Consider the following 13,651-nt stretch of genomic DNA (forward strand, 5'->3'; position numbering starts at 1 on the left):
CCGGCACGCCGCTGTCCTTAGGGATAAACCCTAGTCGGAATCGCCGCGGACCCGAGCCCGGCGGGCACGGCGCAGGCCCAGCATCATCAGCGACATGGCCATCAGAACCAGTGCCAGCCCGCCGGTCGAGGGAATCTCGCGCACGCCGGGCGGGGCAGCGCCGAAGCTGAGCGGGGTGGGCGAGATCTCGTCCGGCACTCCGTTGTTGTCAGGATCGGGCGAGGTGCCGTTCACCGAGTCATCCTCCAGCGTCGGACCGCCGCTGACCCGCTGGCCGGAGACCGTGGCCCGATTCAGGAAGGGGCCCGTGGCGGTGCCGGGACGCACCTCGAGCTCCAGCCTCAGCGCCAGCTCGGCACCGGGCGCCAGGACAGCGGCCGACTGCAGCAGGCTGGTCCGGGTGCGTCCGTCGTAGGTCGGATCCGGCTGGCCGCTGCCCGCGGTGACCTGCACGCCCAGCACGCTGAACTGCACCGGTGTAGGGAAAGTCGCGGCCAGATCGTCGCGAAGCTGCAGGGCATCCAGACTCACCTGGCCATAGTTGCGCGCCCTCAGCTCGTAGACGACGCGGTAGGCGCCGCTGCCCAGTTCGGCGACCGAGACCAACCCCTTGGCGACGCCAAGCCGCGCGACGTCCGAGACCGGAACCGAGGCATCATCGTTATCGATCAGCTCGGGCCCGGAAGGCGGCGTGCCGCGCGCAGTGGCGGTGTTGAGGATCGCCGCCCCGGCGTCGACCCGGGCCTGGTCGACCAGCAGGCTGCCGGTGCAGATCAGGCGCTCGCCCGGCGCCAGCGCCACCGGCTGCACGCAGCTGAGCGTGGGCAGCAGCGGATCATTGATGCTGACCCCGCTGAGCGGGGTGCCCCCGGTGTTGGTCGCGGTCAGGGTGTAGCTGATCCGCTCGCCGGCTTCGGCGAGGCCATTGGCGATCACCACGTCATCGAGCGCGGCCTGCTTCAGCAGGCTGAGCCCGGGCACCGGCGCCGCCGACACCGGATCGGTGTCGCTGCTGGTGTTGTTGTTCGAGTCCGGATCGGTCAGCCCGCTGGGGACGCTGACCTCGGCAATGTTGGTGACGGCGCTGTTGGCGGCCGCGGTGACCGCCGCATCCACGCGCAGGGTCAGCGTGCCGCCCACCGGGAAGGTCGGGATGGCAAGCGTGCCCGCCTCCAGCGAGGCAACGTCCGGCGAGGTCGGACACACCGCACCACCGGTGCTGCCGGTACAGAGAACCGCGGTCTTGGACAGGCCGCTCACCGCCGGATCCGACACGCTGGCCCCATCCGCCGCGTTCGGACCGGCGTTCGATACCAGCAGCGTGTAGCTCGTGCTGCCGCCCACGCTGAGGCTGCTCACCCCGTTGTCCTTGCTGATCGACAGATCCGCGCTGGGCTGGGACCCGGCGACCACGCTGTCGGTGTCATCGGCGCTGTTGTTGCCGGGCACCGGGTCGGTGATCCCCGACGGTGGGGAGACGCTGACCGAGTTGGTCACCGTGCTGCCCGCGGCGGCGCTCACCGTCGCGGTCACTTCGAGCGTCACGCTGCCGCCGATGGGCAGCACGGGAATGGCCAGGGTGCCGGCCTCGATGTCCGCCACCGAGGGCGCGCCCGGGCAGCTGGCGCCATTGCTGGCGCCGACGCAGGCCACCGCCGTCTTGCTCAGACCGGCCACGGCCGGGTCCGACACCGTTGCCCCATCCGCCGCGCTCGGACCGCCGTTGCTGATCACCACCACATAGGTCGTGCTGCTGCCCGAGGTCAGCGACGTGACCCCGTTGTTCTTGCTGATCGACAGGTCGGCATCCGTCGGTCCCAGCACCGGGTCGGTATCGCTGCTGGTGTTGTTGTTCGAGTCCGGATCGGTCAGCCCGCTGGGGACGCTGACCTCGGCGATGTTGGTGACCGCGCTGCCGCCCGCCGCGGTAACTGACGCATCCACGCGCAGGGTCAGCGTGCCGCCCACCGGGAAGGTCGGGATGGCCAGCGTGCCCGCCTCCAGCGAGGCAACGTCCGGCGAGGCCGGACACACCGCACCACCGGTGCTGCCGGTACAGAGAACCGCGGTCTTGGACAGGCCACTGACCGCCGGATCCGACACGCTGGCCCCATCCGCCGCGTTCGGACCGGCGTTCGATACCAGCAGCGTGTAGCTCGTGCTGCCGCCCACGCTGAGGCTGCTCACCCCGTTGTCCTTGCTGATCGACAGATCCGCGCTGGGCTGGGACCCGGCGACCACGCTGTCGGTGTCATCGGCGCTGTTGTTGCCGGGCACCGGGTCGGTGATCCCCGACGGCGGGGAGACGGTCACCGTGTTGGTCACCGTGCTGCCCGCCGCGGCGCTCACCGTCGCGGTCACTTCCAGCGTCACGCTGCCGCCCGTGGGCAATGCCGGGATGGCCAGGGTGCCGGCCTCGATGTCCGCCACCGAGGGCGCCACCGGGCAACTGGCCCCGTTGCTGGCGTCGACGCAGGCCACCGCTGTCTTGCTCAGACCGGCCACGGCCGGGTCCGACACCGTTGCCCCATCCGCCGAGCTCGGACCGCCGTTGCTGATCACCACCACATAGGTCGTGCTGCTGCCCGAGGTCAGCGACGTGACCCCGTTGTTCTTGCTGATCGACAGGTCGGCGTTCAACGGACCCGATACGGGATCGGTGTCGCTGTCGGTGTTGTTGTTCGGATTCGGATCGGTCACCCCACCGGGCACGCTGACCAGGGCGGTGTTGCTGACCGAACTGCCGCCGGCGGCGGTCACCGTGGCGTCGATGCGGAGGGTCACGCTGCCGCCGTTGGGCAGCGTCGGGATCACCAGGGTCCCGGCCTCCAGCGAGGCGACATCCGGCGAGGCAGGGCAGACCGCTCCGCCGCTGCTGCCGGTGCAGCTCACCGCGGTCTTGGACAGGCCGCTGACCGCCGGGTCGGAGACGCTGGCGCCGTCGGCCGCGTCCGGGCCAGCGTTCGACACCACCACGGTATAGCTCGTCGTGCCGCCGACGCTGAGTCCGCTGACCCCGTTGTCCTTGCTGATCGACAGGTCGGCGCTGGGCAGGGTGCCGGCGACCACGCTGTCGGTGTCGTCATCGCTGTTGTTGCCCGGCACCGGGTCGGTCACCCCGGCCGGCGGTGCGACGGACGCGGTGTTGGTCACCGAACTGCCCCCGGCTGCCGTCACCGTCGCGGTGACCTGCAGGGTGATGCTGCCGCCGGACGGCAGCGCCGGGATGGCCAGGGTGCCCGCCTCCAGCGCCGCCACCGACGGCGCGCCCGGACAGCTCGCGCCATTGCTGGCCGCCGAGCAGCTGACCGCGGTCTTGGCAAGGCCGGTGACCGCCGGGTCGGAGACCGTGGCCCCGTTCGCCGCGCTCGGCCCGTTGTTGCTGACCACCACCACATAGGTGGTGCTGCTGCCCGAGGTCAGGGTGCTGACGCCATTGCTCTTGCTGATCGCGAGATCGGCGTTTACCGAGCCGACCACCGGATCGGTGTCGCTGGAGGTGTTGTTCGACTGGTTGGGGTCGGAGATGCCCTGCGGTGCCGAGACCACGGCAAGGTTGCTGACGTTGCCGCTGCTGGCGAGGACATCGGCCGTGACCGAGAGCACCAGGCTGCTGCCCGGGGGCAGGCTCGGGATGGCGAGGATGCCGGCCTCGAGGTCGGCCACGCTGGGCGCCGACGGACAGACCGCACCGCCGCTGGGGCTGCCGCAGCTGACCGCAGTCTTGGCAAGGCCAGTCGCCTGCGGATCCCAGATCAGCGCGTTGCTGACAGTGGCCGGTCCGGCGTTTGCCACGGTCAGGCTGTAGACCGTCGGCACGCCGGTCGCCACCTGGCTGAGACCGTTGGTCTTCAGGATCGACAGATCGGCATTGCTGGTCGCACCGGCGATCAGCCCGAAGTCGGCGGTCGAATTGGTGTTGGCCACCACGCTCACCGGCGCCGGGTCGTTGCCGGTGGTCAGGGTGGTGCCGACCGGCGGCGAGATGTCGACGCGGTAGTCGCCGGGCGGCACGTTGGCAAAGAAGTAGTCGCCGAGCAGGTCGGTGAAGGTGCGCTGGATCAGCGCATTGGTCACCGCATCACGCAGTTCCACCAGCACACCGAGACGTCCCGTCTCGCTGCCGTTCTGCAGCTGGTTGCCGTCGCCGTCGTTCCAGACCCGACCGGAGACCGTACCGACCGCCGCAGCCGAGACCACGAAGCCGTTGTCGTCGCGCGCGCTGGCGCCCGCGGGCACCTCGACCGTGTTCGGGTCGAGTCCGTCGATGCCGACGGTTGGCGCCAGCCCGGCCGGCAGGCTGCCGTCGCTGACGTCAACCAGGGTGGTGCCCGCCGGCACCACCCGGCGGAAGGCGCCGGTGCTGTCGCTGGCCAGCTGGTAGACCACGTTGTTGCTGTCGGTGATCAGCAGCTGGGTGAACGGCAGCGGGGTGTCGATCAGGGGATCGAAGGCGCCGTTGCCGTCGTTGTCGCGGTAGATCACGCCCTCGACCAGGCCGGTGCCGGCCGCCAGCACGGTGACGTCATCGACGTCCGTTGCCAGATGATCGAACGGGGCCACGGCGATACCGCTGGTATTGGTGGCGCTGACCTCGTTGTCATAGGTCGCGGGGCCGACGTCGACGCCGATGGTCGAGGTGAAGGTGATTTCCAGCGTGCCATTGCCGGGCAGGGTGAAGCTGCCCCAGCTCGGGCTGGCCGAACCGGCGCCCGGAGGCGAGGTCACCGCCGTGGCCGAACCATTGACGGTGGCGCTCTCGGTCGCGAGATAGCTGAAGCCCGGCGGCAGCACATCGGTCACCACGATGCCCGAGACGCTGCTGGACAGCGTGTTGCGCACGCGCAGGACATAGGTCGCGATATCACCCGCCGCACGCAGCGGCGTCGTAGTGCGCTTGTCGACGATCAGACCGCCGACCTGGGTGGTGACGGTGTCGATCACGTTCGGTACGTCGGTAGCCGACAGCACCGCATTGTTGGTGTAGCTGCCCGCCTGCAGCGGCACCACGCGCACCTGGGCGACGCCCAGCGCGCCGGGGGCAAGACTGCCGATGCTGAAACTCAGGCTGCCATTGCTGCCCACCGCAGGCGCCGTGGCCGGCGTCGGCGAGGCGCCGGCATACACCAGATTGGCCGGCAGGGTGTCGCCCAGGGTGACGCCGGTGGCGGTCGCATTGCCGCGGTTGGCGTAGGTCAAAGTGTAGGTAAAGCCGAGCTGCACCGGATCGCCGGCGGCGGCGCTGACCGCGCCGTCGAGGGTGACGGTCTGTCCGGCGATCGCGGTGATCTGGCGGATGCTGCCGCCGATGCGCACGGTATCGCCGATCGCGAGGCGCGATGCGTCCAGCACACGCACCGTGCTGCTGGCGCTGGCCGTCGTGGCCAGCGTGGTCGCCGGGAAGGACACCGTCGCCGGGCCCTGCTTGTCGAGGGTCAGTCCGGGCGAGGCCAGCGCGCTGCTGCTGACGCTGTCGCTGACCGAGGGCGCATTGGCGGCGCTGGCGGTGGCGGTGTTCGGGATCGGCGTGCTGCCCTGCGGCAGGGTGCCCACCACCCGCACGCGGAAGGACAGCGTTTCGCTGTCGCCGGCATCCAGGCGATCGACGCCCGAGGCGGTGCGCGGGTTGAACAGCACCCGGTTGTTCACCGTATCGAAGCTTCCGCTGCCGTTGCCGCTCGACACGATGGCATCGAACACGGTGTTCGCCGGCACCGCATCGACCACCTGCACCGCGCTCGCGTTGCTGGAACCGACGTTGCCGACGGTCAGCGTATAGGTCAGCAGGTCGCCGGGCGCTACGGCGGTCAGCGGACTCACCTGCTTGCTGAGCGTCAGCACTGGCGCGCCGCTGACCGTGACCGGGACGATCTCGCTGGTGCAGCTGGCCGGCGGCGTGCCACCGGTGCAGAAGCTGGCATCGCTGGCGACGGCGGTGTTGTTGAGCGTGGTGACGCCGGCGGGGACGCCGGTCGCGTCGACCTGCATGCGGAAGCTCAGGGTGCGCGCCTGGCCAGCGCCGAGGGTGCCGATCGTCCAGCTGAGCGTGCCGGCAGGCGATTCGCTGCAGCTGGTGCCGGCCGGCGCCGTGCAGTCCAGATAGTCGAACCAGGCCTGGTCAGGGAAATCGTCGACCACGCTGACCCCGGTGGCTTCGCCGGTGCCGGTGTTGACCACGGTGAGGGTATAGGTCGCGATCTCTCCGGCGCGCAGCAGGGCGCGGTCGACCGACTTGGCCATGCTCAGCGAGGGTGCGCCGCCGGTAGGCCCGGGCGTGCCGACCAGGGTCGAGGCGGTATCGGTGACGCTGGCGACGCCGCTGGCGCTGGCGGTGGCCGAGTTGGTCAGCGTGCCGCTGGCGGCGGCGCCGGCCGTTGCATTGATCACTACGGTGGCAGTCCCGCCTGCGGCAAGCGTGCCCGGGGCCTGACCGGGGCTGTTCACCGGGAGACTGAAGTTCTGTGCGGTAACGGTCGGCGTCGGGCTGACGGTGACGCCGTTCAGGGTCACCGAGTTCAGGCTGACGTTGGCCGGCAGGGTGTCGCTGAGCGAGGCGCCGGTGGCCGCGGCGCCGCCGGTGTTGGAGACCCGCACGGTGTACTGCAGGGCGGCCGGCAGCGTGGTGACGTTCGGCTGGTCGACGGTCTTGTCGATGACCAGGTTGGCCGGGGCGCTGGCAAGGCAGAACGAGGAGCGCGAATTGCGCAGCTGGCTGCCGTAGAGGTAGTCCACGGGCTGTCCGCTCGAGGACAGCGACACCGTCCAGCGCAGCTGATCACCGGCGTTCACCGTCACCCCGGCCCCGACCGTGGTCTGGAAGGTCTGCAGCTGGGCGGCGCCACCGGAGTTGGACATGCCGACGGTGCCGGAATCGGCCAACGTCGTAGCCTGGGTCAGGTTCTGCAGCTGGATGCGGAAGTTGCCGTTGCCGTTGCGGGTGACGAACCAGGCGCTGATGGTCAGCTGCCGGCCGGCGACGTCGATGCCGCCCGCCGGCGCGGTGGCATTGAAGATGTAGCTGGTCAGGGCGGTGGTCGAGACCGTGCTGGTGGGGTCCGAGGCCGTCGGCGGCGTGGTGGTGGCGACCTGGGTGTCCCTGAAGTAGTACACCGCGCTGCACGACTGCCCGGACACGCCCAGCGGCGAGGTCGCGGTGACGCCGGTCGGCTCGCCGCTCCAGGTGATCCGCGCTCGGTTGATCGCCGGGTTGTCGAAGGTGAAGGGGCTGGCCGCTGCCGTGGCGGTCACCGTCACCGTGCCCTGGCCGCCCGCGGGCACGCTGGCGGCATTGAAGGTGACCACGCCGTTGCTGTGGCTGCAGCTGCTGAAGTGGGTGCTGCCGGCGAAAGCGCAGTTATTGAAGGTGAAGCCCTGCGGCAGGGTATCGGTGATCACCGCGGCGCTGGCCGCGCCGCTGCCGAAGTTGCGGTAACTGATGGTCCACGTCACGTCGCCCGACGGCGCGACCTGGGCCGCCGGCGAGGACTTCTCCAGGCTGAAGGCCGGGGTCGGGATGTTCACGGCGATGGTGGAGGTCGCGGTGCGGCTGACCGGCACGTTGCCGGGTGCGAGCACGTCGAGGGTTGCGGTGTTGGTCAGCGAAGAGGTCGGGTAGCCCGGGTTGACGGTCAGGGTCAAGGTCACGCTGCCCGAGGCGCCCCCGGCGAGCGTGCCGAGGTCCCAGATCACCGTGCCACCGCCGTTGGCGCAGCTGGTCCCGCCACTGCAGCCCACGTAGCTGGTGTTCGCCGGCAGCGGGTCGCTGATCTGCGCGCTGGTTACCGGCACCGAGGAGTCGTTGCTGTAGCGCAGGGTGTAGACCAGCTGGGTCCCGTCCGGGTTGATCGAATACAGGTTGGGCGTCTTCGACAGCGAGATCCGCGCCGCATCGACATTCACAGGCACCGGGTCGCTGCCCAGCACGCCGAAGCCGGTGTCGGCCGAGGCGGTGTTGTTGAAGGTGCCGGCCACCGTGCCGGCGCGGCCGACGAAGGTCAGCACCACCGAGCGGCCGGCAGCGATGCTGGCGCCGCTGAAACTCCAGGTGATGTTGCCCGTGGCCCCCAGGCTGGGCGAGGAAGCCGCGGCGAGCGGCGCGCCATCGTTGAGGATGCTGGTCGTGCTCTGGTAGGTGAAGCCATCCGGCAGGGCGTCGCTGATGCTGCCCAGCGACAGCGGCGTCGAGGTCAGGTTGTCGACGCTGAGGGTGAAGGTCACGTCCTCATTGGTCGCCACGCTGTCCGGGCTGGCAGTCTTGCTGATCTCCGGGGCCACGCCGCAGGCGTTGATCGCAAGACCCACCTGGGCGACCTGCGGACCGACTACGTCCGGGTTGCCGTACCAGTCCTCGCCGGCGTTCGGCAGCTGGGCCGGGCTGTGGACCGGGAAATTGCCCTCGACCGTGCCGCCCTGGTCAGGCGTGTAGGTCACCCAGGCGCCATTGATGTAGGCCTCGCCCTGCTCGTTGCCCTCGGCATAGCTGAAGGTGCGATGGTCGCGCGGGGCCGGCGGCATGTCGTCGTCGACGATATTGCGGTTGTCGACCGCCTGGGCACCGACCAGGTACTTGCCCTTGAGCAGGCTGGTCGTGTCCCAGTTTCCGATCCATGTGTTCAGTGTGCCGGACTTGAGCGTTGCGCTGGGCCCGGCCGCCGACCAGGCGCCGCCGTCGTTGACCACGCCATCGCCGTTGGCGTCGTAGTAGTAGTAGAAGCGGACGTCGGCGATCGAGGGCTGCACCACGCCGTTGTTCAGCGCCAGCGTGTCCTGCACCCGCGCCTCGAGCGCGTAGGTTCCGGCGCAGGTGCCGGGCGGTGTCGCGGTCACCCGCGAGATGATCGGCTGCGAGTACGGATCTTCCTTGTCGAACGACGTGTAGTCGCCGAACGGCCCGGGCTTGGTCGGATCGGCCTGCCACTGGCGGTTGATCGCGCAGTCCTTCTGGAACGGGTTGTTCAGGCTGTTGGCGGTACAGAACAGCATCGAGATCGGCGTCGAGCGGGTGATCCTTGGCCCGTTGAGCGTCGGATTCGGCCCGGTCGGCGAGGCATCGAGCATGCGCACCGGAATCTGGTAGTCGATGAAGTACTCGTTGCAGGCATTGGTCGAGACCAGGGTCGCCCGGGTGGTGCCGTAGTCCCAGCGGGTGCGCGGCGCGCTGCCCCAGTTGGTGGTGGGCGTGAGCGCACTCTGGAAGTTGAGAAGGGTGCTGCCCGAGGTGAAGCCCGTCGGGTTGTGCGCGATCAGCTTGATCGCCGGGTTGCTGGTGTAGTCGATCGACTGGGTCGGGATATCGCCCCAGATGCCGGCGATCATGTCGATCGGCGTGGCGGGCGAGCCCGATGAGCCGTTGAGATGCGCAGCCAGGTCACGGAAGCCGTCGCCGTCGAGATCGAAGAGCACCGTCCACAGCGCCGAGGACCAGGGGTCGGTGGCGCCGAAGTTTCCCGGGTTCGGCCCGGTCGCATAGTTGTTGGCGATCTGCTCGACGCGCCAGCGGAACATGATCACGTCCTGCGAGCCGTCCATCGCCGCGCCCTGGCGCAGGCTGTAGTAGATCGACGGGAAGTTCTTGTCGATGCAGGACGAGGCGACGTTGACGTAGTTCTGCGGCGACGTGCCGCCGTTCGACGGGTCCTGGATGCGCGGATCGTTGATCGAGTTCTGGAAGCGCCCGTAGGGCTTCCAGTCGCCGCAGTCGCCGCCGCACTGCGCCGGGTTCAGCGGCTCCGCCGGCCAGGGCGCAGGGGCAAAATGGATCGGCCCGTTGGCCTCGTCGACCGTGCCGCTGCCGTAGACCGGCGGGAAGGGATCCGCGGCGACCGGCGCCGACAGTGCGATGGCAATGGCCGCCCAGGCCAGCGATGCTTTCAAGACGTTCCCCTGCAGTGCAATGAGATCGCCGGTGGGGCGGCGCGATGCAGCTGGAAGGGCGCACCCGACTGGCAGATAGGCCCGAGTATGCCCCTGTTCACGTCAGCTCCACAGTGGAAAAAACCCCGCACCCCCGGAGCAACTACTCGACCTGTCGCCACTGGCCCGGCTGCAGCCCGCCCAGCGCATGGCTGCCGATGCTGACCCTGACCAGGCGCAACGTCGGCAGACCGACCGCCGCGGTCATCCGCCGCACCTGTCGATTGCGTCCCTCGGTCAGGCTGATGGCGAGCCACGCATCGGGCACGCTCTTGCGATACCTCACCGGTGGATCGCGCGGCCAGAGCGAGGGTGGATCGATGCGTTCGATGCTGGCCGGCCGGGTCGGGCCATCCTTGAGCTGGACGCCACGGCGCAGCGCCTCGAGCTGTGCATTGTCCGGCTCGCCCTCGACCTGGACCCAGTAGGTCTTCGGCTGCTTGTGCCGCGGGTCGGTCAGACGGTGCGCAAGCGCTCCATCGTCGGTGAGCAGCAGCAGGCCCTCCGAGTCGAAGTCGAGGCGCCCTGCCGGATAGACATCCGGGGGCAGGCCGAACTCCGCCAGCGTCCGCCGCGGCGGCTGGCTGCGGTCGGTGAACTGGCAGAGAACGTTGAAGGGCTTGTTGAAGGCGATCAGCATGGGGTTTGGACTCGGGTGTCGGCCGCTGCGCGGCAACCGTTGCTCCGCAACCTGCGCCTTCGCTGCGCTCGGTCGGGATTCACTTCGAGCTTGCACCAGCGCGGCCTGTAGGAGCCAGCTTGCTGGCGATGGAATAGCCCGGCAGAGCAGCCGCCCAGCGTGGACCGAAGGCGACGATCGCCAGCAAGCTGGCTCCTACAGGCGGGGCGCATCGGCTAGGCTGCGCGCTTTGTCACGGACCCACCGCCATGCATCCGCTGCGCCGCCTGTTCGACTACGCCCGCCCGTACCGCGCCCAGGCGCTGTCGGGCAGCGTGTATTCGGTGCTCAACAAGGTCTTCGACATCCTGCCGGAGATCCTGATCGGCGTGGCGGTGGACGTGGTGGTGAACCGCGAGGACAGCTTCCTCGCCGGCTTCGGCCTGCCCGACCCGATGCACCAGCTGCTGGCGCTGACCGGGCTGACCATCGCGGTCTGGGTGCTGGAAAGCCTGTTCGAGTACCTCTACGCCCTGCGCTGGCGCGGGCTGGCCCAGGACCTGCAGCACGAGCTGCGCCTGGCCGCCTATGCGCACATCCAGCAGCTGCCGCCGGACTTCGTGACCTCTGCGCGCAGCGGGCGGCTGATGGCGGTGCTCAACGAGGACGTCAACCAGATCGAGCGCTTCCTCAACACCGGCGCCAACGACCTGATCCAGGTGGTGGTGTCGTCACTGCTGGTCGGCGCGGTGTTCTTCGTGCTGACCGCCGACCTTGCCGCCCTCGCCTTCCTGCCGATTCCGCTGATCCTGGTCGGCGCGTTCTGGTTCCAGAAGCGCCTCGCCCCGCGCTACGGCGCCGCCCGCGAATCGGCGGCAGTGGTGTCCGACCGACTCTCCAACAACCTCGCCGGCATGGCGACCATCCAGGCCTACACGGCCGAGGAGTTCGAGACCGCCCACGTCCGCGCCGCCTCCGACGGCTTCCGCCAGCGCAACGCCGCGGCGATCCGCTTCTCGGCGGCGATCACCCCGGTCATCCGCATGGCCATCCTGGCCGGATTCGTCGCCACCCTGCTCTATGGCGGCTGGAAGACACTGTCGGGGGATCTCGGGGTCGGCAGCTACTCGGCCCTGGTCTATCTGACCCAGCGCCTGCTCTGGCCGCTGACCCGGCTGGCCGAGATGACCGACCTCTACCAGCGCTCGATGGCCTCGGTGAACCGGGTGATGGACCTGCTGGAGTCGCCGCTGCCGGCGCGCGGCAGGCAACCGCTGCCCGAGAAGGTCGCCGGCGAGGTCGGCTTCGACTCGGTCAGCCTGCGCTATGGCGATACCCGTGCGCTGGATGGCGTCAGCCTCAGTGTGCCGGCCGGCACCACCCACGCCCTGGTCGGCGCCACCGGCGGCGGCAAGTCCTCACTGCTCAAGCTGCTGCTCGCCTTTGCCCGTCCCAGCGAGGGCCGGGTGACACTGGACAGCGTCGACCTTGCGGGCATTGATCCTGTCGCCCTGCGTCGGGTCATCGGCTATGTCGCCCAGGATCCCTTCCTCACCGACGGCACGGTGGCCGAGAACATCGCCTACGGCGATAGCCAGCCGGATCTCGGCCGGGTCGAAGCCGCGGCGCGCGCGGCCGCCGCCGATGGCTTCATCCGCGCCCTGCCGCGCGGCTACGACAGCGAGGTCGGCGAGCGCGGCACCCAGCTCTCCGGAGGCCAGCGCCAGCGCATTGCCTTGGCCCGCGCGCTGTATCGCGACCCGCGCATCCTGGTCCTCGACGAGGCCACCTCGGCGGTCGACAACGAGACCGAGGCGGCCATCCAGCGCTCGCTGCGCGAGGCCGCCCGCGGCCGCACCTGCCTTGTGGTCGCCCATCGCCTGTCCACCGTCAGGCAGGCCGACTGCATCCACGTGATGGAGGCCGGCCGGGTGGTCGAGTCCGGCGACCACGACAGCCTGCTGGCGCGCAACGGCGCCTATGCCGCGCTGTGGCGGCTGCAGACCGGTGAAACGGTTGGCTAGGATCGAAGATCTTCAGGCTCGCCTGTAGGAGCCAGCTTGCTGGCGATTCGCCCGGCACACCGCCGTTCGCCAGCAAGCTGGCTCCTACCGTGGAAGGGCCTGCCTTTCCCAGAAATGGTCGAGCACGGCGACGCTGCCCTTGCCTGGGCGGTACGCGCTGACCAGGGCGCCGTGGACGTAGTCCGCGGCGGCGCGGCAGGCGTCGGGCAAGGGATCGCCCAGTGCCAGGCGCGAGGCGATGGCCGAGGCCAGCGTGCAGCCGGTGCCGTGGCCTTCCACTTCGAGACGCGGATGCTCGAAGCGATGCACGATCTCGCCATCGTGCAGGCGGTCGATCATCTGCGGCGTACCATCGAGGTGGCCGCCTTTAAGCAGCACCCCGGCCACACCGAGATCACGCAGCGCCTGCAGGGCGGCGTCGGCGGATGCGTCATCGATCACCCGGCCGAGCAGCAGCTCGGCTTCCGGAATATTGGGCGTGATCAGCGTGGCCCGCGGCAGCAGGCGCTGGCGCAGGGCGTCCAGGGCCTCGGGCTCGAGCAGCCGCGCGCCGCTGCTGGCCACCATCACCGGGTCCAGCACCACCTGCTTCGGCGCATGGCGCTCCAGCGCATCAGCCACGGCGTGGATGACCGTAGCGTTGGCCAACATGCCGAGCTTGACCGCGGCGACGGCGAAATCCTCGAAACAGGCATCGATCTGCGCGCGCAGGAAGCCGACATCCGGCACCTGCACCGCGGTCACCCCGCGCGTGTGCTGCGCAGTCAGCGCGGCGATGGCGGACAGCCCGTGCAAGCCGTGCGCGGCAATCGTCTTGAGATCGGCCTGGATCCCGGCGCCGCCGCCGGAGTCCGAGCCGGCGATGGTCAGGACCGAAGTTCGACAGGGATGCATGCGTGGATGATGCCAGAAGCGCGCGACGGGGCCGGTGGACTGTCGTCACCCGCGTGGGATGGGGTATTGAAGTCCGAACGCGACCGCCCTGCCCGCCGCCCGCGGTTCGATACCTCACCGCGAACGGTCTCGAGGAAGGTGCAACGCGCATTGGTCGGACCCAACCTCCCGCGAGGCCCCGACCGTTCGGGCTGAGGTATCG

At 69.6% G+C, this 13,651-nt stretch carries 4 protein-coding genes; 1 reads left to right on the top strand and 3 read right to left on the bottom strand.

The features are described 5' to 3' along the window. Positions 1 to 30 precede the first annotated feature (30 nt). Entirely contained in the window at positions 31 to 9,873 is a 9,843-nt protein-coding gene (locus tag M0G41_RS18610) for a DUF7507 domain-containing protein (RefSeq protein ID WP_282452786.1), read from the bottom strand. Positions 9,874 to 10,015: 142 nt separating this feature from the next. Further along, positions 10,016 to 10,552: a pseudouridine synthase gene (locus tag M0G41_RS07130; protein ID WP_248206994.1), complete on the bottom strand. Its 537-nt coding sequence runs from the start codon at positions 10,550 to 10,552 to the stop codon at positions 10,016 to 10,018. 248 nt (positions 10,553 to 10,800) lie between these two features. Between M0G41_RS07130 and M0G41_RS07135 the strand changes: the two genes are divergently transcribed. Next, a complete protein-coding gene (locus tag M0G41_RS07135; protein ID WP_248206996.1) occupies positions 10,801 to 12,555 on the top strand; it encodes an ABC transporter ATP-binding protein in 1,755 nt (584 codons plus the stop codon). A gap of 84 nt (positions 12,556 to 12,639) precedes the next feature. Here M0G41_RS07135 and thiD read toward each other — a convergent pair whose 3' ends face one another. Next, complete coding sequence (thiD, locus tag M0G41_RS07140; protein ID WP_248206998.1) at positions 12,640 to 13,449, bottom strand: bifunctional hydroxymethylpyrimidine kinase/phosphomethylpyrimidine kinase; 810 nt, start codon at positions 13,447 to 13,449, stop codon at positions 12,640 to 12,642. Between the last annotated feature and the right edge of the window lie 202 nt (positions 13,450 to 13,651).

The organism is Pseudomarimonas salicorniae (assembly GCF_023156535.1).
Taxonomy (GTDB): Bacteria; Pseudomonadota; Gammaproteobacteria; order Xanthomonadales; family Xanthomonadaceae; genus Pseudomarimonas; species Pseudomarimonas salicorniae.

Coding starts and splice junctions, on each gene's coding strand:
- M0G41_RS07130 (WP_248206994.1), bottom strand. CDS start 10,552: ATGCTGATCGCCTTCAACAAGCCCTTCAACGTTCTCTGCCAGTTCACC.
- M0G41_RS07135 (WP_248206996.1), top strand. CDS start 10,801: ATGCATCCGCTGCGCCGCCTGTTCGACTACGCCCGCCCGTACCGCGCC.
- thiD (WP_248206998.1), bottom strand. CDS start 13,449: ATGCATCCCTGTCGAACTTCGGTCCTGACCATCGCCGGCTCGGACTCC.